Raw genomic sequence first — 26,081 nt, 5'->3', positions numbered from 1 at the left:
GGTCGCACGTTGTCGATGAACACGACCGCGACGCGTCGAACGGTTCCGCATATCCGCTCGCCGCGGTGCCGTGCCTACGCACGGTGCCGCGGCGAGGCGGCGACCGGTCGAGCCGTTACAGGATGGTCTGCAGCTCGACCTCGAACACCAGCAGCGCGTTCGGTCCGATCACGCCACCGGGCGCGCCGTTGGCGCCGTAGCCCAGGTCGCCCGGGATCCAGAACTTGTACTTGCTGCCGACCGGCATCAGGCCCAGGCCCTCGGTCCAGCCCGCGATCACCTGGTTCAGCGCGAACTCGGCCGGCTGGCCGCGATCGTATGAGCTGTCGAACTGGGTGCCGTCCAGCAAGGTGCCGCGATAGTTCACCCGCACCCGGTCGGTCGGCTTGGGACGCGGACCCGAGCCCTGGCGCAGGACCATGTACTGCAGGCCAGACGGCGTGGTGAACACCCCCTTGACCGCCTTGTTCTCGGCGAGGAACTTCTCGCCCTCGGCCTTGTTGGCCTGCCCCTTGGCGGCGGCCTTCTCCTTCAGTCGCGCGGAGAACGACTCGCGCACGCTGCCCAGCTGGGCCTCGTCCAGCAGCAGCGGCTCGTCGTAGAGCACCGCCCGCACCGCCTGCACCAGCACCTTCACCTCGATCTCGTCCTTGATCGGCGAGATCGAGCGGCCGATGTCGGCGCCGACCAGGTAGCCGGCCTTGTCCTTGGCCACCTCGGGGATCTGCGCGCCTTCCGGCGCCTGGCCGGCACGCGCCGCCGAACGCATCATCATCGCCTGGCCGATCGCCGGCACCTCGCTCTCGCTGAGCAGCGGCTCACCGCCGGCGAACGCATTCTCGATCGCGCGCTGGAACGCCTGCAGGTCGAGATCGGGGCCGATCGGCTCGATCGAACGGCCGACATCGTGGCCAACCATGTAGCTGACCTTGTCGCGCTCGCTACTCAGCTCGGTCCCGTCCTGGGCCTGGGCCACCGAGGGGGAAACGACGCCGGTGATCGCCGCGGCGGACACCAGTAGCGTGGCGGCGCCATGCATCAAAGCCTTCATTGCAAACCTGCTCCTGTATCGGTGGATGTTGCTGTCTTGAACCATTTGTCGTGTATCGCCCGCCGCGCACCGGACCGCAGCGGGATGCCGACGATCCGGACGCCGCCGGTGGCGGAACCGGCGGACATTGTCGCGGGGTCGTGCGATGCCGGCAAATCGGCGCCGGCTCGATCAGTCGCCGCCGGGCTGCGGGCGCGGCGCCGCCAGCGCCCGCTCGATCGCCGCGACAAGCGCCGGATCGTCCGGCGTGGTGCGGCTGCCGTAGCTGGCGACCAGGCGCCCGTCGCGCCCGATCAGGTACTTGTGGAAGTTCCACTGCGGCGCCTCGCCGGCCGCGGCGGCGAGCTCGCGATACAGCGGCGTGGCCCGCTCGCCGACCACGTGCACCTTCTGGAACATCGGGAACTTCACTCCGTAGGTCAGGGTGCAGAACTCCTGGATCTGCGCCTCGTCCTCGAACTCCTGCTCCTTGAAGTCGCCCGACGGGAAGCCCAGCACCGCGAAACCGCGCTCGCGGTAACGGGCATGCATCGCCTCCAGGCCCTCGAACTGGGGCGTGAAGCCGCACTTGCTGGCGGTGTTGACGATCAACACGACCTCACCCGAATAGGTGCTGCCGAGGTCGACCGGCGTCTTGCCGGCCAGCGGGCGGTAACTGTGGGCGAGCAGCCCGTCCGCCGCGAAGGCGACGCCGGCGGCCGACAGCAGGAAAGCGGCAAGCGCCGCTGGCAGGAAGGGTTTCAGGCGGATCCGGGCCATTCAGGAATGCTCCGAGGGGGTGGCCGGGACAGTATGACTTCAGTTGGGGACGGCGGGACTTGACCGAGCGTGTTTCGGTGTTATAGTTGCATACAACACCGGTCTACCAACGAGCAGGAAGGCCCCCATGAACCGCAAGCTCCAAAACAGCCTGACCGCCCTCAGCACCTGCGGCATCGCCCTCGCCTTGGCGCTGGCGGTCTTCAGCCCGGCGATGCGGGCCGGCGATCCGCCCCCGATCGCGATGCTGGAGGTGGCCTCCGGCGCCGACGGCCTGGTCGCGATCGTCGCCACTTCCAGCGCGGTGTCGGCCACCTGCGCCGCCTCCGCCGCATGCCTGTCGAAAGTCGCCCCGGCCGCGCTGCATAGCGCGGCCCCGGTCGCGCCCGACCTGTCCCTCATCCGGAACATCAAATCGGCCACGGACCCGGCCACCACCCGCCATCGCAGCAGGCGCGACAAGCGCCAGCCGTTGGTCATGCCTTATTTCTCATTCGCACCGCGGGGTTGACCATGACCGCCATCCAATGGAGCGACGGCGCTCCGATCTATCGCCAGCTGAAGGAACGCGTCATCGCGATGATGCTTGACGGCGTCCTCAAGCCCGGCGACGCCCTGCCCTCCGTGAGGCAGGTCGCCGCCGAGTACCAGCTCAATCCCATCACCGTCTCGCGCGCCTATCAGGAGCTCGCGGACGAGGCCCTCATCGAGAAACGCAGGGGACTTGGCATGTATGTCACCGAAGAAGCCGCCCGGAAGCTGCTGGTCAACGAGCGCGAACGCTTCCTCAAGGAGGAATGGCCGCTGGTGCTGGAGCGCATCATGCGCCTGGGCCTGAGCACCGAGGAACTGCTGGCCGCCGGCCAGCGCGAGGGAGGCACGCAATGAACGCTTCCACCGTCGTCAACGCCCGGGGCCTGCGCAAGGCCTACAAGAACAAGCTCGCACTGGACGACACCCGGTTCGAGATCGCCGCCGGCCGCATCGTCGGCCTGATCGGCCCCAACGGCGCCGGCAAGACCACCGCGCTGAAGGCCCTGCTCGGCCTGATCCCGTTCGAGGGTTCGCTGAGCGTGCTCGGCCTCGATCCGCGCACCCAGCGCGACGAGCTGATGCGCGATGTCTGCTTCATCGCCGACGTGGCGGTGCTGCCGCGCTGGATGAAGGTCAAGGAGGCGATCGAGTTCGTCGCCGGTGTGCATCCGCGCTTCGATCGCGACCGCTGCGAACGCTTCCTGCAGGGCACCCAGCTCAAGCCGAACATGCGGGTGCGCGAGATGTCCAAGGGCATGATCGTGCAGCTGCACCTGGCCCTGGTGATGGCGATCGACGCCCGCCTGCTGGTGCTCGACGAGCCGACCCTGGGGCTGGACATCCTCTATCGCAAGCAGTTCTACCAGCGCCTGCTGGAGGACTACTTCGACGAGCAGAAGACCATCATCGTGACCACCCACCAGGTCGAGGAGATCGAACACATCCTCACCGACGTGATGTTCATCCGCGACGGCAAGATCGTGCTGGAGAGCGGCATGGACGAGCTCGGCGACCGCTTCGTCGAGGTGCTGGTCAACGGCGATCGCGCCGAGGAGGCGCGCGGCATGGGGCCGATCGACGAACGCGCGCTGCCGTTCGGCAAGACCGTGATGCTCTACGACGGCGTGGCCGGCGATCGCCTGGCCGCACTCGGCGAGACCCGCACCCCGGGCCTGGCTGACCTGTTCGTCGCCACCATGAAGGGAACCTACGCATGAACGCCATCGTCGAAACCCATGATTCGCCGACGCCGGGTCCGCAGACGGCGCCCCACCCGACCCACAAGTTCAAGCTGCTGCTCAAGCGCGAGTTCTGGGAACACCGCGGCGGCTTCTTCTGGGCCCCGATCATCGCCGGCGCGATCTCGCTGCTGTTCGCCCTGATGGGCATCATCGTCGGCCTGGTCGCCGGCCACCGCGCCGCCGCCGCCGGCGAGTTCGAGATCGACGGCGTCCAGGTCAACGGCTTCGACCTGGCAATGCTGACCAGCAAGCTCAGCGCCGACGACCTGGCCAAGCTCAGCCAGGGCATCGACATCTCGCTGCTGTTCAGCGGCATGTGGCCCTACATCGTGCTCGCCTTCGTGGTGTTCTTCTACTGCATCGGCGCCCTGTACGACGAGCGCAAGGACCGCAGCGTGCTGTTCTGGAAGTCACTGCCGCTTTCGGACACCGAGACGGTGTTGTCGAAGGTCGCCAGCGCGACCCTGGTCGCTCCCCTGATCGCGGGCCTGGTCGGCGTCGCCACGATGTTCGGCTTCCTGACCCTGATCAGCATCGTGGTGCTGCTCCACGGCGGCAACCCGTTCACCCTGCTGTGGGGGCCGGCACACCTGTTCACCCTGACCATCGGCCACCTGACCTGGATACCGGTCTTCGCGCTGTGGGCGCTGCCGACGGTCGGCTGGCTGATGCTGTGCTCGGTCTGGGCCCGCAGCAAGCCGTTCCTGTGGGCGATCATGATCCCGCTGTTCGCCGGCATCTTCGTCAGCTGGTTCGACGTGATGGAGCTGTTCAACATGCAGAGCGGCTGGTTCTGGTCGAACGTGGTCGGCCGCCTGCTGCTGGGCACGGTGCCGGGCAGCCATCTGTTCTATCGCGAAGGCTCCGGCGACATGATCGGCGACAACGAAGGCGTGCAGGCGCTGCTGCACGAGGCCTCGCTGTCCGGCATGGTGGAAAACCTGACGATGCCGGAGTTGTGGATCGGCGCGATCGTCGGCGCGGCCTTCGTCTTCGCCGCGATCCGGCTGCGCCGCTGGCGCGACGACAACTGAGTCGCGCCCCCCGTCACCCCGAAGGACACGATCGAGATGAAGCGCATGCGAATCACCATCATCGCACTGGCCCTGCTGCTGCCGCTGGCCGGCCAGGCCGCGGACCGCGAGGCGGACGGCATCGGCGAGGAGATCCGCCGGGATCTGGCCGAGGCCCGCGAGGAAGTCCGCACCGATCTGGCCCGGGCGCTGCGGGAGCTGGAAGAGGAGAACCTGCGCCTGGACGGCAGTCTTCGCTTCGGCACCTCCGGGCACGCCCGCGACGAGCTTCCTCCGGCGGAGATCACCCCCGCGGGCGATTTCCTGGTCGAGGGCCGCACGTTGGCGATCGACGCCCGGCAGCGCCGGGACCTGCTCGCCTATCGCGGGCAGGTCCTGGACATCGCCCGCTCCGGCATCGCCATCGGCCAGCGCAGCGCGGAAGCCGCGCTCGATGCCGTGGACACCTCCTGGGCCGGCCTGCTGTTCGGCGCGATGACCGGAAGCCTGGAGCGGCGCGTGGAACGCAGCGTCGCCCAACAGATCGAACCCGCGGTGCGCGGGCTGTGCATGCAACTGCCCGCGCTGATGGACTCGCAGCAACGACTCGCCGCCAGCGTGCCGCAGTTCCGACCGTACGCCACCCTTGAAACGAGCGACATCGACGGCTGCGAGAAGCAGATCCGCGACGAGTTCGCATCGCGTTGACCGGAGACCCGACCATGAAGAAGCACCTCGCCACCGCCCTGCTCTGCATGCTGCCGCTGCTGGCCGCCTGCGGACAGGACAACAACGCCGCGCAGGGCGCCGCCGACGCCAGCCGCAAGACGACCTCGGAGCTGCGCGGGAGGATGCAGGAAGTCCGCGAGAAGGTGCGCACCGAGATCCAGTCCGAGGACATCGAGCTCGATGCCAAGGGCGCGGACAAGGATGCGCCCGAGGCCAGGATCACCCCGGCCGGCGACTTCTATGTCGGCGACCGCCAGATCGAGATCGACGACGCGCAGCGCGCGCTGCTGTTGAAGTACCGCGGCCACGTCGCCGAAGTCGGCGCCGCCGGCGCCGAGATCGGCCTGCAGGCCGCCGAGCTGGCGACCGACGCCGTCGGCGAGGCGATCAAGGGGATCTTCACCGGCGACAGCGAGCAGGACATCGAGAAGCGCCTCGAGAACGACATCGAAGGCAAGATCAAGGCCTCCGTCACCCAACTGTGCCAACAGTTGCCGCCGATGCTGGAAACCCAGCAGGCACTGGTCGAGTCGTTGCCGGAGTTCGTTCCCTATGCCGACATGGACCAGGGCGACATCGACGACTGCATGGACGAGGGCAAGGTCGACATCTGAAAATCCGCCACTACCGTTCACCCATTGCAGGCCCCGCCGATCGCGGGGCCTTTTTATTTGATTTCCTGCCCGGAATGCGGATATCCGGCCGTGCTAGGCTGGCGCCGCCGCGGCCTGGCCGCCTCGTGACGGACAGCCTAAGGGAATGGGCCCGGCATCTTTACCGCACTGCCACAAGGACAAGCAATCATGAAGAAAGTACTGGTTCACAAGGTACTGGCCGTAGTCGCACTGTCGATGGCCTTCTCCTCCGCGCACGCGATCGACTTCCTCTCGCACAAGACCGGCACCCAGATCAGTGCCGAGCAGTTCGATTCCTTCGAGATCGGCAAGACCACCAAGGACCAGGTCGTCGAAGCGATCGGTCACCCGGGACGCAAGGAACAGCTGGGCTCCAACCAGGCCTGGTACTACGATTTCTCCAAGATCAGGACCTTCGGCAAGAACATCAACGAGTCGACCGTGTTCGAGTTCAACGGCGCCGGCGTGCTGATCGAGAAGTACAAGACCAACAATGCCGCTCCGGCCAGCAACGCGCTGGAAGAAGCCGCCAACAACTGATCGACCCGACCAGCGTCGGAACAGGTCATTGCGGAGCGGGCGCCTGCGCCCCTCCGCTTCCGCATCCCCGACCGCCCGGCCCGCTCAGACGTCGTGGATGCCGCCGCGGGTCAGCGCGGCCGGATCGAGCAGGCGCCGTAGCTCGCGCGCCGGCATCCCGGTCGCCTCCACCGCGACCTCCAGCACCGGCCGCCCTTCCCGATAGGCCTGCTTGGCGATCGCCGCCGCCTTCTCGTAACCGATGATCGGGTTCAGGGCGGTGACCAGGATCGGGTTGCGCACCAGCGCCTCCTCGACCCGCGCCTTGCGCACGCCCAGGCCGGCGATCGCATCGTCGGCGAGGTGCCGCATCGCGTTCGCCAGCAGACCGATGCCGTCGAGCAGGTCGCTGGCGATCAACGGCAGCATCACGTTGAGCTGGAAATTGCCGCTCTGGCCGGCGACGGTGATCGCGGTGTGATGCCCCATCACCTGCGCGCAGACCATCGCCACCGCCTCCGGGATCACCGGATTGACCTTGCCCGGCATGATCGAGCTGCCCGGTTGCAACGCCGGCAGTTCGATCTCGCCCAACCCGGCCAACGGCCCGGAGTTCATCCAGCGCAGGTCGTTGGCGATCTTCATCAAGGCCACCGCCAGCGCGTTGAGCTGGCCGGACAGTTCGACCGCATCGTCCTGCGCGGCGATGCCCTCGAAGCGGTCGCCGGCGGCCTCGAAACGGGTACCGGCCAGCGACGACAGGGCCCTCGCCATCGCCGCACCGAAGCGCGGATCGGCATTGATGCCGGTGCCGATCGCGGTGCCGCCGATCGGCAGTCGCCGCAACCGCTTGAGCGCATCGTCGATGCGGGCCTCGGCCGAGCGCAACTGCGAGGCCCAGGCGCCGAACTCCTGGGCGAAGGTCAGCGGCATCGCATCCATCAGGTGGGTGCGGCCGGTCTTGGTCACCTTGCCCAGCGACCGCGCGCGCTTCTCGATCGTCCTGCGCAGATGCGCCAGCGAGGGCATCAGGTCCTCGCGCACGCCCAGACAGGCCGAGACCCGGATCGCGGTCGGCACCACGTCGTTGGAGCTCTGGCCGAGGTTGACGTGGTCGTTGGGATGGACCTTCAACCGCGCGCCCGATGCCAGCCGGGCGATGACCTCGTTGGCGTTCATGTTGCTGGAGGTGCCCGAACCGGTCTGGAACACGTCGATCGGAAAATGCGCGTCGTGGGCGCCATCGGCCACTTCCAGCGCGGCCTTGCCGATCGCCGTCGCCGCGCCCTTGCCGAGCAGCCCGAAGCGGCCGTTGACCCCGGCGGCGGCGGCCTTGATCAGGCCCAGCGCGCGGATGAACCCGCGCGGCATCGGCCGTCCGGATATCCGGAAGTTCTGCACCGCCCGCTGGGTCTGCGCCCCCCACAGCGCATCGGCGGGCACCCTCAGCTCGCCCATGCTGTCGTGTTCGATGCGCTCGTCCTGCCTGGTCATGCCGTCCTCCGGGTTCAAAAACCGATCATCGGCCCGCAGGATACGGGCGCGGGCGTGGCCGGTGCGTGAGCCGGCACCACGGCCCCGGGCCATCGGCGTTAGAATGCGCGCCCGTCTCCCGCACCCCGCCGCCCCGCCATGTCCGTCCAGAACATGTCCGTCCAGAACCAGCTCGTCGCCCTGTCCCCGCTCGATGGCCGCTACGCCGGCAAGGTCGATGCGCTGCGGCCGATCTTCTCCGAGTACGGCCTGATCAAGGCCCGGGTCACGGTCGAGGTCGAGTGGCTGCTGGCGCTGGCCGCCGAACCGGCGATCGTCGAACTGGCACCGTTCTCCGACGCGGCCGCGGCGCGCCTGCGCGCGCTCGCCGAGCAGCTGTCGGTCGAGGACGCGGCCCGGGTCAAGGACATCGAGCGCACCACCAACCATGACGTCAAGGCGGTCGAGTACTTCATCAAGGAGCGGCTGAAGGACGACGCCGAGCTTGGGCCGGCGCTGGAGTTCGTGCACTTCGCCTGCACCAGCGAGGACATCAACAACCTCAGCTACGCGCTGATGCTCAACCAGGCCCGCCAGCAGGTGCTGCTGCCCCGGCTCGACGAGCTGATCCAGAAACTGCGGGCGATGGCGCACGAACACGCCGCACTGCCGATGCTGTCGCGCACCCACGGCCAGACCGCCTCCCCGACCACGGTCGGCAAGGAACTGGCCAACGTCGTCGCGCGCCTGCAGCGCCAGGGCGAGACCCTCGCCGGCGCGCGCATGCCCGGCAAGATCAACGGCGCGGTCGGCAACTACAACGCCCACGTCGCCGCCTACCCGGAAGTCGACTGGCCGGCGTTCTCCGAGCGCTTCGTGCACTCGCTGGGCCTGAACTGGCAGCCCTACACCACCCAGATCGAGCCGCACGACGGTATCGCCGAGCTGTGCGACGCGCAGCGCCGGATCGACACCATCTGCATCGATCTGGCCCGCGACATCTGGGGCTACATCTCGCTGGGCTACTTCAGGCAGGCGGTCAAGGCCGGCGAAGTGGGCAGCTCGACGATGCCGCACAAGGTCAATCCGATCGACTTCGAGAACGCCGAAGGCAATTTCGGCATCGCCAACGCGCTGCTCGAGCATTTCGCCGCCAAGCTGCCGATCAGCCGCTGGCAGCGCGACCTGACCGACTCCACCACCCTGCGCGCGCTGGGCACCGCGTTCGGCCATGCGCTGATCGGCTTCGATGCGCTGGGACGCGGCCTGGGCAAGCTCAGCGCCAACCCCGAGCGGCTGGCCGAGGACCTGGACGCGGCCTGGGAGGTCCTGGCCGAGGCGGTGCAGACGGTGATGCGCCGGCACGGCCTGCCCAACCCCTACGAACAGCTCAAGGCGCTGACCCGCGGCCAGCAGGGCATCAACGAGGTCTCGATGCGCGAGTTCATCGGCTCGCTGGAACTGCCGGCCGAGGCCAGGCAGCGCCTGCTGGAAATGACTCCGGGCAGCTACACCGGCATCGCCGAGCGCCTGGCCCGCGACATCTGATCGCATCGCCTTTCCGCACATGTAAAAGGGCCGCATGGCGCGACCCTTCCCGCCTCGGCCGCTTGTCCCGAGAACACCGCCCCCGGGCAGCGGCCGGAATGCCGGCGACGACACGGCGCCGACCCGGGGACAGGTAGAATCCGTCCCCCGAACCGGGCCCGTCCTGGCCCGCCAGGCCCACCGCCTTGAACCTGCTGCTGAACATCGACGTGCCCGACATCGACGCCGCGCAGGCGTTCTATTGCGCGGCGTTCGGCCTGCATCCGGGCCGGCGCCTGGGCGCAGGCGTGCTCGAGCTGCTGGGCCTGGAAGTGCCGCTCTACCTGCTGGCCAAACCCGCCGGCAGCATCGGCGCGAGCGACCAGCCGCGCCGCTACGAGCGTCACTGGAGCCCGCTGCACGGCGATCTTTGCGTCGACGATCTCGACGCCGCGTTGACGCGGGCGCTGGCGGCCGGGGCGATCCAGGAGGGCCCGGTCCGCGAAGCCCACTGGGGCCGGCTGGCGCAGATCGCCGACCCGTTCGGGCACGGCTGGTGCCTGATCCAATTCCTCGGCCGCGGCTACGATGAGCCTGCGGGGGCCTGACCGCGCGCCTTCCCGCTCCCCCTCCGATCCCCCAGGACCCCCAATTCCGATGGGCAAGACCAACAAGACCTCCTCCAGACCGTCGGCCGCAAGGCCCTCGCGTCGCGCCCGCCCGCTGCCGCTCGAGGTCGATGCGGGGGGGCGGTCGCTGCTGGGCATGGCCCCGGCCGAGTTCCTGCGCGACTACTGGCAGAAGCGGCCGCTGCTGATCCGCAATGCGTTCGCCGGCTTCGTCTCGCCGATCCAGCCCGAGGACCTGGCCGGGCTGGCCTGCGAGGAACTGGCGTTGTCGCGGATCGTCAGCCACGACCGCGCCGGCGACCACTGGCAGCTGCGCAGCGGACCGTTCCGTGAGGACGAGTTTCCCGGCATGCCGCACCAGGACTGGACCCTGCTGGTCCAGGACGTCGACAAGTGGGACGCCGACGTCGGCGCCCTGCTGGAACACTTCGATTTCCTGCCGCGCTGGCGCATCGACGACATCATGGTCTCGTTCGCCGCCCCCGGCGGCTCGGTCGGCGCCCATGTCGACCAGTACGACGTGTTCCTGCTGCAGGCCCAGGGCCACCGGCGCTGGCAGATCGATGCATCGGTGGCGCTGGGGGGCGCGAAGCCGTCGCTGGACTTCCGCAACGACGTCGAGCTGAAGCTGCTGCGCGAGTTCGAGCCGACCCACGATTGGGTGCTCGGTCCCGGCGACATGCTCTACCTGCCGCCCAACGTGCCCCATCACGGCGTCGCCGAGGATGCCTGCCTGACCTTCTCGGTCGGCATGCGTGCGCCGTCGGCGGCCGAACTGCTCGGCGACTTCGTCGACACCCTCGCCGCGGACGCCGACGACACCCTGCGCTACCACGACCCCGACCTGGCGCCGGCCGCCGACCCGGCGCAGATCGACACCGCGGCGATGAACCGCGCGGTCGAGGCGCTGAACATGCTGCGGATGAACGACCCCGAACGCCTGGGCGACTGGTTCGGCCGTTTCATGACCGTCTACCGCAGCGCCGGCGAGGTGGTCGCGGCCGGACCGGAGCGCTCACGGATCGAGGTCGAATGGGACCTCGAACAGGGCGCGCTGCTGGAACGCCATCCGTGGTCGCGGATGGCCTGGCGCAGGGCCAGCCGCGGCGCGCGCCTGTTCGTCAGCGGCCGGATCCTTGCCCTGTCCGCCCGCGACGCGGCGCGGATCGCCAATGCCACCGCATTGGACGGCGGCGACTACCGGGCGCTGTCGCAGAAGGGCCGCGACTGCGTGTTCGAGCTGTTCCGGGCCGGCCACTACCAGCTGCAGTTCGGCGACGACGACGGCGGCAACGGGGCCAGCTACGCGCCCGACGCCGGCGAGGATGATGACGGGCCCGACGACGGGAGCGGGCATTGAGCGCGACCGGCTTCGGCGTCGAGGCGGTCGACTACGCCACCGCCCTGCCCGCGCTGCGCGCGATCCGCGAGGCGGTGTTCGTGCGCGAACAGGGCGTCCCGGCCGAACTTGAGCTCGACGCGCTCGACCCGCTGTGCGACCACGTCCTGGCCCGCGACGGCGACGGCCAGCCGATCGGCACCGGCCGGCTGACGCCCCAGCGGCGGATCGGACGGATGGCGGTGCTCCCGCAATGGCGCGGCCGCGGCGTCGGCAGCGCACTGCTGGAGGCGCTGATCGAGCGCACGCGCGTCCATCACTGGCGCTCGCTGTCGCTGCACGCGCAGGTCGACGCGATCGACTTCTACCTGCGCCACGGCTTCCTGCCCGAGGGTCCGCGCTTCGAGGAAGCCGGGATCGAACACCAGACCATGTCCCGGGTGGTCGACGGCCCCAATCCGGTCGGCGACCGCGAGACCGCGCTGGCGGCGATGCTGGGCCTGGTCGCCAGCGCCGGCCGTCTGCTGTGCGTGTACAGCCGCGAGCTGGACCCGGGTCTGCTGGACCGGCCCGGGTTGATGACCGCGTTCCGCCGCTTCGCGATCGCCGGCGGCGAGCTGAGGATCCTGCTGCAGGACCCGGGCCCGCCGCAGCGCGAACAGGCGCCGCTGATCGCGCTGTCGCAACGGCTGCCGTCGGCGATCGCGTTCCGGGTGATCGAAGAGCCGGTCGACCGCGATTTCGCCGGCGCCTACGCGGTCAACGACCGCGGCGGCTGGTACACCCGCACCCTCGGCCACCGCTTCGAGGGCGAGACCCGGCTCGACGCACCCGGCCGCGCGCGCCAGCTGCGCGCCGGTTTCCGCGAGGTCTGGGAGCGCGCCCGCCCCTGTACCGAGTTCCGCGCACTGGGCCTGTGAGCCCCGCGGCGGCGGTCGAGGATGACCCGCGCATGACCCGCGACCTCGCCAGAACGGTTCTTTCGACTTTAGGTGGTGGCCGCCGCCCCCCCTGCTGCCGTTATAATTCCGCGTCTTGGCCCCCATTAAGGCGCGAATCGCGCCCGCGGACGGTCCAGCCCCTCCCCTTGAGTTTCCCGATGCCATCGTGGACAGCCTCCTAAAGCAGTTTTCCCAGTCGTCGCAGCTCGGCGCCAACGGCGCCTATATCGAAGACCTGTACGAGCAGTACCTGGTCGATCCCGACAGTGTCGGGCCCAAGTGGAAGGCCTATTTCGACGGCTTCAAGGGTCGCGAGGCCGGCGACGTGCCGCACTCGGCGGTCCTCGACAGCATCGCCGTCGCCGCCCGCAACGCCGGCAAGGCCGCCAGCTCCGGCGGTGGCGACGAGCGCGAGCGTTCGGTCGGACGCCTGATCACCGCCTACCGCTCGCGCGGTCATCTGGCCGCCGACATCGACCCGCTGGGGATGCTCGAGAAGCTGGAGGCCCCGGACCTGGACCTGCCGTTCCACCGCCTGAACAAGTCCGACTTCTCGGCAGAGTTCAGCACCGGCGGCGTCGCCGGACGCGAACGGATGAAGCTCGGCGAGCTGATCGACCTGCTCAAGGCCACCTATACCGGCCCGATCGGCGCCGAGTTCATGCACATCTCCGACGCCGAGCAGCGCCGCTGGGTGTATGAGCGGCTGGAGAAGGCCGGCGGCCGCTTCGGCCGCGCGGCCGCGGACCGCAAGCGGATCCTCGAGCGCCTGACCGCGGCCGAGGGCCTGGAGCGCTACCTGGGCACCAAGTACGTCGGCCAGAAGCGCTTCTCGCTGGAGGGCGGCGACAGCCTGATCCCGCTGATGGACACCCTGATCCATCGCGCCGGCGCCAACGGCGTGCAGGACGTGATCGTCGGCATGGCCCATCGCGGCCGCCTCAACGTGCTGGTCAACACGCTCGGCAAGCCGCCCCGGCAGCTGTTCGACGAGTTCGAGGGCAAGTTCGAGCACCCGCAGAGCGATCGCGCCCACACCGGCGACGTCAAGTACCACATGGGCTTCTCGGCCGACATCGCCACCCCCGGCGGCCCGGTCCACCTGGCGTTGGCCTTCAATCCCTCGCACCTGGAGATCGTCGATCCGGTGGTCGCCGGCAGCGTGCGTTCGCGCCAGGTCCGTCGCGGCGATGACGGCCGCGGCCAGGTGCTGCCCGTGCTGATGCACGGCGACGCCGCGTTCGCCGGCCAGGGCGTGGTGATGGAGCTGCTGCAGATGTCGCAGGCGCGCGGCTTCGCGGTCGGCGGCACCGTCCACATCGTGATCAACAACCAGGTCGGCTTCACCACCAGCGACCGCCAGGACGCCCGTTCGACCCTGTACTGCACCGACGTCGCCAAGATGGTCGGCGCGCCGGTGCTGCACGTGAACGGCGACGACCCGGAGGCGGTGGTGTTCTGCGCCGAGCTGGCGCTGGACTTCCGCAACACCTTCGGCAAGGACGTGGTCATCGACCTGGTCTGCTACCGCCGCCACGGCCACAACGAGGCCGACGAGCCGGCGGCGACCCAGCCGCTGATGTACCAGAAGATCCGCAAGCACCCGACCCCGCGCGCGATGTACGCCGAGAAGCTGGTCGCCGAGGGCGTGCTGGAGGCCGAAGAGGCGCAGCAGCTGGTCGACGCCTACCGCGACCGTCTCGACAACGGCGAGGTCACCACCGAGCTGGCCGAGGCCAAGTCCGACGAGTTCACCATCGACTGGCCGCGCTTCCTCAAGGGCCAGCTCAGCGATCAGGTCGACACCCGTTTCGATGGCGGCGAGTTGCGCAAGCTGGCCGGACTGATCAACGAGGTTCCGGCCGAGGTCAAGCTGCACCCGCGCGTGGCCAAGATCTACGACGACCGCCGCAAGATGGCCGCCGGCGAGCTCTCCGGCGACTGGGGCTTCGCCGAGAACCTGGCCTACGCCACCCTGCTGACCGAGGGCTACAAGCTGCGCCTGGTCGGCCAGGACTGCGGTCGCGGCACCTTCTTCCACCGCCACGCGATCCTGCACGAGCAGAGCACCGACGAGTACATCCTGCCGCTGCGCCGGCTGGTCGACACGCCCTCGGACGTGACCATCATCGACTCGCTGCTCAGCGAGGAAGCGGTGCTGGGCTTCGAGTACGGCTACTCGACCACCGACCCGATGACGCTGGACATCTGGGAAGCCCAGTTCGGCGACTTCGCCAACGGCGCCCAGGTGGTGATCGACCAGTTCCTGTCCTCCGGCGAGGCCAAGTGGGGCCGTCTGTGCGGACTGGCGCTGTTCCTGCCGCACGGCTACGAAGGCCAGGGCCCCGAGCACAGCTCGGCGCGCCTGGAGCGCTTCCTGCAGCTGTGCGCGCTGGAAAACATGATCGTCTGCACGCCGACCACCCCGGCGCAGGCGTATCACATGATCCGCCGGCAGATGCTGATGACCACCCGCAAGCCGCTGGTGGTGATGACGCCCAAGTCGCTGCTGCGCCACAAGCTCGCGGTCTCGACCCTGGACGAGCTGGCCGATGGCGAGTTCCAGCACCTGATCCCGGACGCCGCCGCCGACCCGAAGAAGGTCAAGCGCGTGGTGGTGTGCGGCGGCAAGGTCTACTACGACCTGCTGGAGCAGGCGCAGAAGGACGGCCTGGAAGACGTCGCGATCGTCCGCATCGAACAGCTGTACCCGTTCCCGCGCAACCTGTTGTCGGCCGAGCTGAAGCGTTTCTCCAAGGCCACCGACGTGGTCTGGTGTCAGGAAGAGCCGCAGAACCAGGGGGCGTGGTACCAGATCCGCCACCACCTGATCCACTGCCTGCAAGGCAAGCAGAGCCTGCACTACGCCGGACGTCTGCGTTCGCCGTCGCCGGCTGCGGGCCACTATGCGGACCACGTCGCCGAGCAGACCCAGCTCGTCGCCGATGCGCTCGTCAATCCGCTCCAGGGCGACGCAAGTCCCGAATAACCCACCTCCTTCGCCCACCGACCCTCATTTCAAGCAATCCAGGATGCCCACCCCATGAGCACCGAGATCAAAGTTCCGGTACTGCCCGAGTCCGTCTCCGACGCCACCATCGCGACCTGGCACAAGAAGCCGGGCGACGCGGTCAAGCGCGATGAGAATCTGGTGGACCTCGAAACCGACAAGGTGGTGCTGGAAGTGCCCTCGCCGGTCGACGGCGTGCTGAAGGAAATCAAGTTCAACGAAGGCGACACCGTCACCAGCGAGCAGATCCTCGGCCTGGTCGAGGCCGGTGCGGTCGCCGCCGAGGCGCCCAAGGCGCAGAGCGCCAGCGCCGGCAAGGAGGCCGCCCGACAGGAAGCCGACACCAAGCCGGTCCAGCCCAAGGCCGAAGCGCCCAAGCCCGCCGGCAAGACCGACGACCTGCCGCCGGGCGCGCGCTTCACCGCGGTCAGCCAGGGCATCGATCCGGCCAACGTCGAGGGCACCGGCCGCCGCGGCGCGGTGACCAAGGAAGACCTGCTCAACTACGCCCGCGACGGCGGCGTCGGCCAGGCCGGCGGCGCGCGTCCCGAGGAGCGCGTGGCGATGACCCGTATGCGCAAGCGCATCGCCGAGCGCCTGATGCAGTCGAAGGAGTCGATCGCGATGCTGACCTCGTTCAACGAGGTCAACCTGGGCAAGGTGATGGCGATGCGCAAGGAGCTCGGCGAGAGCTTCCTCAAGGAGCACGGCATCAAGCTGGGCTTCATGAGCTTCTTCGCCAAGGCCACCGCGAACGCCCTGCAGCGCCACCCGATCGTCAACGCCTCGGTCGACGGCGACGACATCATCTACCACGGTTACGCCGACATCTCGATCGCGGTCTCGACCGACAAGGGCCTGGTCACCCCGGTCCTGCGCAATGTCGAGCGCATGGGCTTCGCCGACGTCGAGAAGGGCATCGCCGAATACGCGACCAAGGCACGCGACGGCAAGCTGGCGCTGGAGGACCTGCAGGGCGGCACCTTCACGATCACCAACGGCGGCACCTTCGGCTCGCTGATGTCGACTCCGATCGTGAACCCGCCGCAGTCGGCCATCCTCGGCATGCACGCGATCAAGGAGCGCGCGATCGTCGAGAACGGCCAGGTCGTCGCCGCGCCGATGATGTACATCGCGCTGAGCTACGACCACCGCATCATCGACGGCAAGGACGCGGTCCTGTTCCTGGTCGACATCAAGAACCAGCTCGAGAACCCGCACCGCATGCTGCTGGGCATGTAAGGGCAAGGAGCGAGTGGTCGGGAGCGAGGCGTGAGAGCGGTTGATTGGCTCGATCCTCGCTTCCCTCCACCCACTCCTGCAGATTCGAGCGGGAAGTGAACGACCGGGAGGGAGGAGTGGGAGCAGCCTGCTTTGTTTCCTTCTCCCGCTCCTCGCTTCTCTCCACTCACTCCTCCTCTCGTGAGCGAATGAAATGAGCGAACAATTCGACGTAGTCGTCATCGGCGCCGGCCCTGCCGGCTACCACGCCGCCATCCGCGCCGCCCAGCTGGGCCTGAAGACCGCCTGCATCGACGCGGCGCTGGGCAAGGACGGCAAGCCCGCCCTCGGCGGCACCTGCCTGCGCGTGGGCTGCATTCCGTCGAAGGCGCTGCTCGACTCCTCGCGCCAGTACTGGAACATGGGCCACCTGTTCGGCGAGCACGGCATCAGCTTCAAGGATGCCAAGATGGACGTCGGCACGATGATCGACCGCAAGGACAAGATCGTTAAGCAGTTCACCGGCGGCATCGCGATGCTGTTCAAGGCGAACAAGGTCACCCCGTTCTACGGTTTCGGCACCCTGCACAAGGGCAACATCGTCAAGGTCAAGCAGCACGACGGTTCCGAGGTCGAGCTCAAGGGCACCAACGTGATCCTGGCTGCGGGTTCGGATTCGATCGAGCTGCCGTTCGCCAAGTTCGACGGCGAGAACATCGTCGACAACGTCGGCGCGCTGGACTTCACCGAGGTGCCCAAGCGCCTGGCGGTGATCGGCGCCGGCGTGATCGGCCTGGAGCTGGGCAGCGTGTGGAAGCGACTGGGCGCCGAGGTCACCATCCTCGAGGCACTGCCGGACTTCCTCGCCGCCGCCGACGCCGAGGTCGCCAAGACCGCCGCGCGCGAGTTCAAGAAGCAGGGCCTGGACATTCGCCTGGGCGCCAAGGTCAGCGCGACCGAGATCAAGGGCAAGGGCAAGAAGAAGGAAGTCGTGGTCACCTACAGCGACGCCAAGGGTGAGCAGAGCCTGACCGTCGACAAGCTGCTGGTGGCGGTCGGCCGCCGCGCCGCGAGCGGCGGCCTGCTCGCCGACGGCACCGGCGTCAAGCTCAACGAGCGCGGCCAGATCGAGGTCGACGAGCACTGCCACACCGGCGTCGACGGCGTCTGGGCGGTCGGCGACTGCGTGCGCGGTCCGATGCTGGCGCACAAGGGCTTCGAGGAAGGCATCGCGGTCGCCGAGCTGATCGCCGGCCTGCCGGGCCACGTCAACCTCGACACCATTCCGTGGGTGATCTACACCGAACCGGAAATCGCCTGGGTCGGCAAGACCGAGCAGCAGCTCAAGGACGAGGGCGTGCCGTACAAGACCGGCAGCTTCCCGTTCGCCGCGGTCGGCCGCGCGGTCGCGATGGCCGAGCCGGCGGGCTTCGTGAAGGTGATCGCGCACGCCGAGACCGATCGCGTGCTGGGCCTGCACCTGGTTGGCGTGAACGTGTCCGAGCTGGTCCACGAGGGCGTGCTGACGATGGAGTTCAAGGGCTCGGCCGACGACCTCGCACGCATCTGCCACGCCCACCCGACCCTGTCGGAGGCGATCCACGACGCCGCTATGGCGGTGTCCAAGCGCGCCATCCACAAGGCCAACTGAGCGATTCCGGAGCCCGACTCCGGATCACCCGCCGAAGCCGCCCGCCGCCCCGTGCCGCCGGCGGCTTCGTCGTTGGAGGAACACCGTGATGAACGACCCGCGCCCGATCCGCAACGTATCCGACACCGCCCTGTGGGTCGCGATGTATCGCGCGATGGAAAGCGAGCGCGGCGATGCGCATTTCCACGACCCGTACGCGCGCCGGCTCGCCGGCGAACGAGGCGCGGCGATCGTCGCTTCGATGCCCAAGGGCATGTCGATGAGCTGGCCGATGGTCGTGCGCACCCAGGTGATGGACGAGCTGCTGCTGGAGGCGGTCGGCAACGGTGTGCGCAGCGTGCTCAACCTGGCCGCCGGTCTCGACGCCCGCCCCTACCGGCTCGACCTGCCCGCCGACCTACGCTGGCTGCACGTAGACCTGCCGGAGATGGTCGACTACTTCCGCGACCACATGCGGCAGGAAACGCCGCGCTGCCGGCTGGAGTTCGTCACCGCCGACCTGCGCGAAGCCGGCGCCCGCGACGCGGTTGTCGCCCGCGCCGCCGCCGACGGACCGGTGCTGGTGATCACCGAGGGCCTGTTGATCTACCTCGAGCCCACCCAGGTCGCCGACCTCGCCCGCGCGTTGCGCGGCCTGGGCCCGGGCACGCTGTGGATGAGCGACCTGGCCTCGCCACGATTGCTGAAGATGCTGGCGCGCAACTGGCAGCGCCGTCTGCAGCAGGCCAATGCGCCATTCCTGTTCGGTCCCGCCGAAGGCACCGCCTTCTTCGAGCCGCTGGGCTGGCGCGAACGCGACTTCCGTTCGAGCTGGGACGAGTCACTGCGACTGGAGCGGAGCATGCGCGGGGCCTGGTTCTGGAACCTGCTGTCGAAACTGCAACCGCGCGCCCAACGCGAGGCGGCACGGAAAATGTCGGGCATCATCATGCTGGAGGCTTACTGATCATGCGCAGCGTCTGCGTCTATTGCGGCTCCAATGCCGGCTCCAACCCGGCCTACGCGGAGCGGGCCATGGCCCTGGGCCACCGGCTCGCCGCCGAGGGCATCGGCCTGGTCTACGGCGGCGGCAACGTCGGCCTGATGGGCATCGTCGCCGATGCCGTGCTGGAGGGCGGGGGCGAGGTCGTGGGCGTGATTCCCGAGCAACTGGTGCAGTGGGAAGTCGCCCACCAGGGCCTGACCCGACTGGAGGTGGTCGCCAACATGCACGAGCGCAAGGCGCGCATGTTCGACCTCGCCGACGGCTTCATCGCCCTGCCCGGCGGCTTCGGCACCCTCGACGAGATGTTCGAGATGCTGACCTGGCGCCAGCTCGGCATCGGCCAGCGCCCCTGCGCCTTCCTCGACGTGGAAGGCTTCTACGCGCCGCTGATCGCGATGATCGACCGCATGGTCGCCGAACGCTTCCTGCATCCGGACCAGCGCGCCGACCTCTGGCACGGCGACGACATCCCGGCGATGCTGGCGTGGATGCGCGACTATTCACCGGCACAGGCCGACAAGTGGATGGACGAGAAGCGGCGCAAGTCGCTGCGCTGAATCCCCGCCCCGGCCGTCCGCCGCGTCCGACCCACAAGGAGCTCCCGATGTCCCCCCTCCCCGCGACCTTCGACGCTTTCCGCATCCACAACGATGACGCCGGTTACCGCAGCGGCATCGAGCCGCTGTCGATCGACGACCTCTCGCCCGGCGAGGTGGTGATCCGCACCGCCTATTCGTCGGTGAACTTCAAGGATGCCCTTGCCGGCACCGGCAAGGGCAAGATCCTGCGCCGCTTCCCGCTGGTCGGCGGCATCGACGTGGCCGGCCACGTGGTCGCCTCGACCGACCCCGGTTTCCGCGAGGGCGACGCGGTGCTGGTCACCGGCTGCGGCCTGAGCGAGACCCGCGACGGCGGCTACTCGCAGTACGCGCGGCTGGAGGCGAAGTGGGCGATCCCGCTGCCGCCCGGGCTCAGCCTGCGCGAGAGCATGATCCTGGGCACCGCCGGCTTCACCGCGGCGCTGGCGCTGCTGCGGATGACCGAGAACCGGCAGACCCCCGAGCTGGGCCCGCTCGCGGTCACCGGCGCCACCGGTGGCGTCGGCTCGCTGGCGCTGGACATCTTCAGCCGCGCCGGTTTCGAGGTGCACGCGATCAGCGGAAAGGCCGACCAGGCCGACTATCTGAAGTCGATCGGCGCCAGCGAGGTGCTCGGTCGCGACGCCCTGGCCACGACCCGGCCGATGGAGTCGGCCCGCTTCGGCGGCGGCCTGGACAACGTCGGCGGGCCGATGCTGACCAGCCTGCTGGCCCAGACCGAGCCCTACGGCAATGTCGCCAGCGCCGGCCTGGCCGCCTCGCATGCGCTGGAGGCGACAGTGATGCCGTTCATCATTCGCGGGGTCTCGCTGCTGGGCGTGGCCTCGGCCGGTACCGCCCGCGATATCCGTGAAACCGTCTGGCAGCACCTGGCCAGCGACTGGAAGCCTCGACATCTGGAGCGGATCTGCACCCGCGAGGTCGGCCTGGATGGGCTGCCGGAGGTGTTCGGGACCATGCTGTCGGGCGGATCCTTCGGCCGGACCCTGGTCGCGTTCGCGGACTGAGGCACCGGCGCTTGCGGCGTCACCGCCCGCCGTTACAATCGGGTTCACGTTCCCGGGGGACCACTATGGCGCGCATCCTGATCGTCGACGACTCACCTTCGCAGCTGATGGGCATCCGGCGCATCGTCGAGAAGCTCGGCCATGAAGCACTCACCGCGGAGGATGGCGCCGCCGGCGTGGAGGCGGCCAAGCGCGAGCTGCCCGACCTGGTGCTGATGGACGTGGTGATGCCGAACCTCAACGGCTTCCAGGCCACCCGCTCGATCTGCCGCGACGAGGCGACCCGCCATATCCCGGTGGTGCTGGTTACCACCAAGGACCAGGACACCGACCGCGTCTGGGGCATGCGCCAGGGCGCCAAGGCCTACATCACCAAGCCGTTCACCGAAAGCGACCTGTCCGAGGTGATCGGCCAGCTGCTGCCGGCCAGCGCCTGAGCGGCGCCAGCCACCGGTCCCTGGCGGCAGCGCCGCCCCGCCCGCCTCACACCCTCCGCCAGTCGTCCCCGAACGCATCGCGCAACGCGGTATAGGCGTCCTTCTGCGCCTCGTTCTCCGCGCGCGGGGCCAGCACCTCCAGCTCGACGATCTGATCGCCGGGAGTGGCGCCGGGCAGCCCGCGGCCGCGCAGGCGCAGCTTGCGTCCGGCTTCGGAATTGGCCGGCACCTTGACCTCGACCGCGCCGCCCAGGGTCGGAACACTCAGACTCGCACCCAGCGCCGCCTCCCACGGAGCCAGCGGCAGCACGTGGATGATGTTGCGGCCGTCGACCTCGAACTGCGGATGCGCCGCGTACTCGATCTCCAGCAGCAGATCGCCGTGCTCGCCCTGGCCGGCCAGGCGGATCGCCTGGCCCTCGCGGACCCCCTTGGGCACACGCACGTCCAGGGTCTTGCCATTGATCGAGATGCGCACGCTGCCGCCGTCGTAGACCGCTTCCAGCGGCACCGCGAGCTTGGCGCGGGTATCGCCGCGCGGCGGCACCGACGGCCCGCGCGGACCGCCCGGGCCACGGAACCCGCCGCCGCGACGGCCCTGGCCGAACAGGCTCTCGAAGAAGTCGCTGAAACCGCCACCGGCACCGCCGCCGGCGAAGATCTCCTCGAAACCGGCACCGTCGAAACCGCCTCCGAAACCGCCCGGCGGCGGCTGCACCTCGTCGCCCGGCCGGTAGCCGCGTGCGCGCAACTGGTCGTAGGCCCGGCGCTTGTCCGGATCGCGCAGCGCCTCGTATGCCTCGTTGACCGCCTTGAACTTGTCCTCCGCGCCAGGCTCCTTGCTGACATCGGGGTGATACTTGCGGGCGAGCCGCCGGTACGCGGTCTTGATCTCCGCATCGCCCGCGCTGGGCTCGACGCCCAGGGTTTCGTAGTAGTCCTTGAACTGCATCCAGGGCTCCTGGTCCGGAAAGTGTTGGGTGACGGCGGGTCAGGCAGCCCGGGAACCGCTCCGTCACGGACCTCCACGGGCAGCGGCCGGCGATGGTCCGCCGGCCGCGTTGGGGGCCTCGCCGGAAGCGTGGCCGGTCAGTCGGGCCTGCCCACCTGGATACGACGCGGCGTGGTTTCGGGCTTCTTCGGAATGACGATCTCCAGCACCCCATTGTGGCCGTTGGCGGCAATCCCGTCGGGATCGGCGCTGTCCGGCAACGCGAAGCGGCGATGGAAGCTGCCATGGTAGCGCTCGATACGTGAAAACCGCTCGCTGCCGGTGGCGTCCTGAGCCTTGCGCTCGCCCTTGATGGACAGGATTCCCTTGTCCATCTGCACTTCGATCTCCTCCGGGTCGACGCCCGGCAGATCGGCATACAGCACGAAGCGGTCGGCCTCTTCCCTGACGTCGACGCGGGGCACCCACTGGCTGGTCACCACCGACGATTCGTCGCGGTCGTCGTTGTCGAAAAAGCGATCGAAGACCTGCCTGATTTCTTCCTGCAATGCGCCAGGGCCGGGCCGCTGGCTGTAACGGACAATGTTCATGTCGATACTCCAGTCAAGAGGGATTCGGGTCCGGCCGCCTCGGCCCACGGCCGCTGCGGCCATGTCCGGAAAATGGGTACCGGCGGGCGGATTTCAAGTCGTTCCGAGGCATTCAGGCCGTCTCCGACGCGCTAGACTTCCGGCTTCCCCACGGAGATCTCCCATGACCGTCCAGATCGGCGACACCCTCCCCGACATCCTGCTCCAGAAGGTCGGCAACGACATCGAACCGGTCGCGTCCGCGTCGCTGTTCGCCGGCAACAAGATGGTCCTGTTCGCGGTCCCGGGCGCGTTCACCCCGACCTGCTCCGAACGCCACCTGCCTGGCTTCGTCGAGCACTTCGACGCGTTCCGCGCCAGGGGCGTCGACATCGCCTGCCTGTCGGTCAACGACCCGTTCGTGATGCAGGCCTGGGCGCAGTCCCAGCAGGTGCCGGCCGAGCTGCTGATGCTCGCCGATGGCAACGGCGAGTTCACCAAGGCGCTGGGGCTGGAACTGGATGCCACCGCCTACGGCATGGGACTGCGCGCCAAGCGTTTCGCGCTGTATGCCGAGGATGGCGTGGTCAAGCAGCTGTGGGTCGAGGCGCCCGGCGAGTTCAAGGTGTCCTCGGCCGAATACGTGCTCGCGCAGCTGTCCTGACCCGGGAGTGCGGACGCCCGGATACCAGGGCGTCCGCATCGCGGTTTACGCCGCTCCTACATCGTCCCGTCGCTCCGCAGCCTTGCGGGAGCGGCATAAGCCGCAACCGGCCGACGGTCTTCAGCGCAGCACCCTGAAGTCCACGCTGGCCCAGGCGCCACTGTCGGCCAGCGCGGTCAGGGTATGCGCGCCGGGCTCGCCGAAGTCGTGTTCGAAGCGCCCGCTACCCTGCGACTCGCCGATCAGGTGTCCGTCCAGCAGCCAGCGGATCCGGGTATCGCTGCCGACCGCCCGCACGAACAGGCGCAGGCCGCCGCGCCCGCCCGGCGCCGTCGCCAGGGTCGCACGATGGTTGATGCCCTCGATGCTCAGCGCCTCGCTCCCTTCGCGGCCGTCGTCGACGCAGTCGGCGGCCAGCGGCGGCAACCGCGAGGCCGTGCGTTGCGCGCGCGTCAACCACGGCGATGCCAGCGCCGGCCAACGCGCGATCCGGGCGGCGCGGCGCTCATGGTCGCGGGCGCACTGCGCCGACAAGCGTTCGCCACTGCCGGCATCGACATCGAAGCGGACCTCGCCGGCGCTCCACAAGCGGGCGCCGCGCTCGGCGAAGGTCGGCGGCACCACCCCCTGCAGGGTCCACGCGGCGTGCCGCTGCTGGCACAGCTCCGGCGCCCGCGGATCCGGCGGCAGGCCCAGCGGCCAGCAGATATCCACCTGGGCCACCGTGTCCGGCGGCGGCGACGGCGCGGCATCGCCGCGCGGACTCGGCAGGGTGTTGATCACCTCGAACAGCAGCGGCAGCGCGGTCACCGCGCCGTACTGTCCGGGCAACGGCGTTCCGTCCGGCCGACCGACCCAGACCCCGACCGTGTAGCTGCGGGTCGAGCCCAACGCCCAGGCGTCGCGGAACCCGTAACTGGTGCCGGTCTTCCAGGCCACGCGCGCGCGCCGGCTGGCATCGAAGGTATCGACGGCGGTGCCCGGGCGTGGATTGCCTTCCAGGATCTCGCGCACGATCCAGGCCGCCCCCGGCGAAAGCAGGCGTCGCTCGCTGCCGGCTTCGTCGGGCCGGTAGCGGACGTGGCCGGCGAGTCCGTCGCGGTTGAGCGCGGCATAGGCGCCCACCAGATCCTCCAGCCGCGCACCGGTGCCGCCGAGGATCATCGCCAGGTTCGGCGACGCGCCGCGCGGCCAGTGCAGCTCGATGCCGGCATGCGCGAGCCGGGCCGAGAACCGCGCCGGCCCCAGCCGGTCGAGCACGTCGACCGCCGGCACGTTGAGCGACAGCCGTAGCGCCGTCGCGACGCTTACCGGTCCGTTGAAGGCGGCGTCGAAGTTGCCGGGGCGGTAGTCGCCGAAGGACTGCGGCGCGTCGACCAGCAGGCTCTCGGAATGGATCAGGCCGTCGTCGATCGCCAGCCCGTAGAGAAAGGGCTTGAGCGTCGATCCAGGCGAACGCCAGGCGCGCACCATGTCGACGTGGCCGAGCCGCTCGGCATCGGCGAATTCGACCGAGCCGACATAGGCGCGCGCCTCCAGGGTCGCGTTGTCGACCACCAGCAGCGCCGCCGAGGTGCGCTCGGGCAGGCTCGAGAAGTAGCTGGAAACGCGCGCTTCCAGGGTCCGCTGCAACTCGATGTCGAGGGTCGAGGTGATCCTGCGCGCCCGCGGCAACTGCTGGCGCAGGCGCCTGGCCAGCAGCGCGGCGTGGCGCGGCGGCGCCAGCGAACGCGACACCACGGTCTCGATGCGCGCATCCTCGACCTCGGCCCGGCTCCAGCGGCCGAGCCGGGCCATGCGTTCGAGCACCTTGTCGCGGGCGGCACCGGCCGCCTCCGGTTCACGGTCCGGGCGCCACCGGCTCGGTGCCTGTGGCAGCACCGCCAGCAATGCCGCCTCGGCGTGCGACAGCTGCGAGGACGGCTTGCCGAGATAGGCCCAACTGGCCGCCTCGACCCCCTCGATGGTGCCGCCGAACGGCGCATGGTTGAGGTACAGGGTCAGGATCTCGCGCTTGGACAGATGCGCTTCCAGTTGCAGCGCCCGCAGCACCTGGCGCGCCTTCGCCCACGGCGTGCGGCTGCCGCCCGCCGGCGGATCCAGGATGCGGGCGACCTGCATGGTCAGGGTCGAACCGCCGGACACCACCCGGCCATGCCGCAGCCACTGCCCGCCCGCGCGCAGCATCGACAGGGGATTGACTCCCGGGTGGCGCCAGAACCAGCGGTCCTCGTATCCCAGCAGCGCCTCGACATACAGCGGCGAGACCTCCTCCAGCTCGACCGGGTAGCGCCAGATCCCGTTGCGGTCGGCGAAGGCGCGCAGCGGCGTGCCGTCGGCGGCGACCACCACCGCGCCGGCACCGCGCGCGTCCGGCACGGGCAACGGAAAGGCCAGGTCCAGCAGCATCGCCAGGGTCGCCAGCAGCAGCCCCGCCAGGGTCAGCTTGAGGGCAAGCCGGCGCCCTCTCGGGGGACGCCGGCTTGTGCTGGGTTCGATCACGGACATGTGCGGATGAGAACGTCGTGCAATCGCGGCTCTCGCCGCTCCTACGGGAGCCTGGGACGATGGCCCGCCGGGCATCGGGACCCGCCCC

The 26,081-nt window shown here is 69.2% G+C and carries 25 protein-coding genes; 19 read left to right on the top strand and 6 right to left on the bottom strand.

The window, feature by feature from the left end:
• Positions 1–115 precede the first annotated feature (115 nt).
• Entirely contained in the window at positions 116–1,051 is a 936-nt protein-coding gene (locus FKV24_RS05515; protein WP_141481660.1) for an FKBP-type peptidyl-prolyl cis-trans isomerase, read from the bottom strand.
• Positions 1,052–1,222: 171 nt separating this feature from the next.
• Positions 1,223–1,810, bottom strand: coding sequence for a glutathione peroxidase (locus tag FKV24_RS05510; protein ID WP_141481659.1), 588 nt, complete (start codon positions 1,808–1,810; stop codon positions 1,223–1,225).
• Between the two features lie 127 nt (positions 1,811–1,937).
• Here FKV24_RS05510 and FKV24_RS05505 point away from each other — a divergent pair, with 127 nt between their 5' ends.
• From FKV24_RS05505 to bamE, 7 genes are all read left to right on the top strand, one after another.
• On the top strand, positions 1,938–2,321 hold the full coding sequence (locus FKV24_RS05505) for a hypothetical protein (protein ID WP_141481658.1): 384 nt from the start codon (positions 1,938–1,940) through the stop codon (positions 2,319–2,321).
• Between the two features lie 2 nt (positions 2,322–2,323).
• Positions 2,324–2,698, top strand: coding sequence for a GntR family transcriptional regulator (locus FKV24_RS05500; protein ID WP_111266267.1), 375 nt, complete (start codon positions 2,324–2,326; stop codon positions 2,696–2,698).
• Positions 2,695–3,561 (top strand): ABC transporter ATP-binding protein, encoded by an 867-nt coding sequence (locus FKV24_RS05495; RefSeq protein ID WP_111266266.1) that lies wholly within the window; start codon positions 2,695–2,697, stop codon positions 3,559–3,561. The genes FKV24_RS05500 and FKV24_RS05495 overlap by 4 nt, the downstream gene beginning before the upstream one ends.
• Entirely contained in the window at positions 3,558–4,619 is a 1,062-nt protein-coding gene (locus FKV24_RS05490; protein ID WP_223250329.1) for a hypothetical protein, read from the top strand. The genes FKV24_RS05495 and FKV24_RS05490 overlap by 4 nt, the downstream gene beginning before the upstream one ends.
• Before the next feature lie 36 nt (positions 4,620–4,655).
• Complete coding sequence (locus FKV24_RS05485) at positions 4,656–5,306, top strand: hypothetical protein (RefSeq protein ID WP_141481657.1); 651 nt, start codon at positions 4,656–4,658, stop codon at positions 5,304–5,306.
• Positions 5,307–5,320: 14 nt separating this feature from the next.
• Entirely contained in the window at positions 5,321–5,941 is a 621-nt protein-coding gene (locus tag FKV24_RS05480) for a YggN family protein (protein ID WP_141481656.1), read from the top strand.
• 189 nt (positions 5,942–6,130) lie between these two features.
• Positions 6,131–6,502 carry an outer membrane protein assembly factor BamE domain-containing protein gene (gene bamE, locus FKV24_RS05475; protein WP_111266263.1) on the top strand — a complete coding sequence of 124 codons (372 nt, stop codon included), beginning with the start codon at positions 6,131–6,133 and terminating at the stop codon, positions 6,500–6,502.
• 84 nt (positions 6,503–6,586) lie between these two features.
• Here bamE and FKV24_RS05470 read toward each other — a convergent pair whose 3' ends face one another.
• Complete coding sequence (locus FKV24_RS05470) at positions 6,587–7,975, bottom strand: class II fumarate hydratase (protein WP_111266262.1); 1,389 nt, start codon at positions 7,973–7,975, stop codon at positions 6,587–6,589.
• 153 nt (positions 7,976–8,128) lie between these two features.
• Between FKV24_RS05470 and purB the strand changes: the two genes are divergently transcribed.
• The 11 genes from purB (at position 8,129) to FKV24_RS05415 (ending at position 21,300) form a co-directional block, all read left to right on the top strand.
• On the top strand, positions 8,129–9,502 hold the full coding sequence (gene purB / locus FKV24_RS05465) for an adenylosuccinate lyase (RefSeq protein ID WP_111268041.1): 1,374 nt from the start codon (positions 8,129–8,131) through the stop codon (positions 9,500–9,502).
• Between the two features lie 185 nt (positions 9,503–9,687).
• Positions 9,688–10,089: a VOC family protein gene (locus tag FKV24_RS05460; protein WP_111266261.1), complete on the top strand. Its 402-nt coding sequence runs from the start codon at positions 9,688–9,690 to the stop codon at positions 10,087–10,089.
• A 49-nt stretch (positions 10,090–10,138) separates the two neighbouring features.
• Positions 10,139–11,470, top strand: coding sequence for a ribosomal protein uL16 3-hydroxylase (locus FKV24_RS05455; protein WP_141481655.1), 1,332 nt, complete (start codon positions 10,139–10,141; stop codon positions 11,468–11,470).
• On the top strand, positions 11,467–12,369 hold the full coding sequence (locus FKV24_RS05450) for a GNAT family N-acetyltransferase (RefSeq protein ID WP_141481654.1): 903 nt from the start codon (positions 11,467–11,469) through the stop codon (positions 12,367–12,369). Before FKV24_RS05455 ends, FKV24_RS05450 begins: the two co-directional genes overlap by 4 nt.
• A gap of 187 nt (positions 12,370–12,556) precedes the next feature.
• On the top strand, positions 12,557–15,379 hold the full coding sequence (locus tag FKV24_RS05445) for a 2-oxoglutarate dehydrogenase E1 component (protein ID WP_141481653.1): 2,823 nt from the start codon (positions 12,557–12,559) through the stop codon (positions 15,377–15,379).
• A 54-nt stretch (positions 15,380–15,433) separates the two neighbouring features.
• The gene (gene sucB / locus FKV24_RS05440) at positions 15,434–16,642 is read left to right on the top strand and encodes a dihydrolipoyllysine-residue succinyltransferase (RefSeq protein ID WP_141481652.1); all 1,209 of its coding nucleotides are present in this window, start codon (positions 15,434–15,436) and stop codon (positions 16,640–16,642) included.
• Positions 16,643–16,835: 193 nt separating this feature from the next.
• Positions 16,836–18,272 (top strand): dihydrolipoyl dehydrogenase, encoded by a 1,437-nt coding sequence (gene lpdA / locus FKV24_RS05435; protein WP_141481651.1) that lies wholly within the window; start codon positions 16,836–16,838, stop codon positions 18,270–18,272.
• Between the two features lie 88 nt (positions 18,273–18,360).
• Positions 18,361–19,218, top strand: a complete 858-nt coding sequence (locus tag FKV24_RS05430; protein WP_141481650.1) for a class I SAM-dependent methyltransferase — start codon at positions 18,361–18,363, stop codon at positions 19,216–19,218.
• 2 nt (positions 19,219–19,220) lie between these two features.
• Complete coding sequence (locus tag FKV24_RS05425; protein WP_111266254.1) at positions 19,221–19,814, top strand: LOG family protein; 594 nt, start codon at positions 19,221–19,223, stop codon at positions 19,812–19,814.
• A 47-nt stretch (positions 19,815–19,861) separates the two neighbouring features.
• The gene (locus FKV24_RS05420) at positions 19,862–20,863 is read left to right on the top strand and encodes a YhdH/YhfP family quinone oxidoreductase (RefSeq protein WP_141481649.1); all 1,002 of its coding nucleotides are present in this window, start codon (positions 19,862–19,864) and stop codon (positions 20,861–20,863) included.
• 65 nt (positions 20,864–20,928) lie between these two features.
• Complete coding sequence (locus FKV24_RS05415) at positions 20,929–21,300, top strand: response regulator (RefSeq protein WP_111266252.1); 372 nt, start codon at positions 20,929–20,931, stop codon at positions 21,298–21,300.
• 46 nt (positions 21,301–21,346) lie between these two features.
• Here the strand turns inward: FKV24_RS05415 and FKV24_RS05410 are convergent, their stop codons facing one another.
• Positions 21,347–22,252 carry a DnaJ C-terminal domain-containing protein gene (locus tag FKV24_RS05410; RefSeq protein ID WP_111266251.1) on the bottom strand — a complete coding sequence of 302 codons (906 nt, stop codon included), beginning with the start codon at positions 22,250–22,252 and terminating at the stop codon, positions 21,347–21,349.
• Positions 22,253–22,389: 137 nt separating this feature from the next.
• A complete protein-coding gene (locus FKV24_RS05405) occupies positions 22,390–22,842 on the bottom strand; it encodes an Hsp20/alpha crystallin family protein (protein WP_141481667.1) in 453 nt (150 codons plus the stop codon).
• 163 nt (positions 22,843–23,005) lie between these two features.
• Here FKV24_RS05405 and FKV24_RS05400 point away from each other — a divergent pair, with 163 nt between their 5' ends.
• On the top strand, positions 23,006–23,485 hold the full coding sequence (locus FKV24_RS05400; RefSeq protein ID WP_141481648.1) for a peroxiredoxin: 480 nt from the start codon (positions 23,006–23,008) through the stop codon (positions 23,483–23,485).
• A gap of 120 nt (positions 23,486–23,605) precedes the next feature.
• On the opposite strand, the gene pbpC is transcribed toward FKV24_RS05400, so the two are convergent.
• A complete protein-coding gene (gene pbpC / locus FKV24_RS05395; protein WP_141481647.1) occupies positions 23,606–25,993 on the bottom strand; it encodes a penicillin-binding protein 1C in 2,388 nt (795 codons plus the stop codon).
• Positions 25,994–26,081 lie beyond the last annotated feature (88 nt).

The sequence above is a fragment of the Marilutibacter maris genome, from assembly GCF_006546735.2.
Lineage (GTDB): Bacteria > Pseudomonadota > Gammaproteobacteria > Xanthomonadales > Xanthomonadaceae > Marilutibacter > Marilutibacter maris.
The sequence above is the reverse complement of the archived record's forward strand: the minus strand, read 5'-3'. Positions and strand labels throughout refer to the sequence as shown.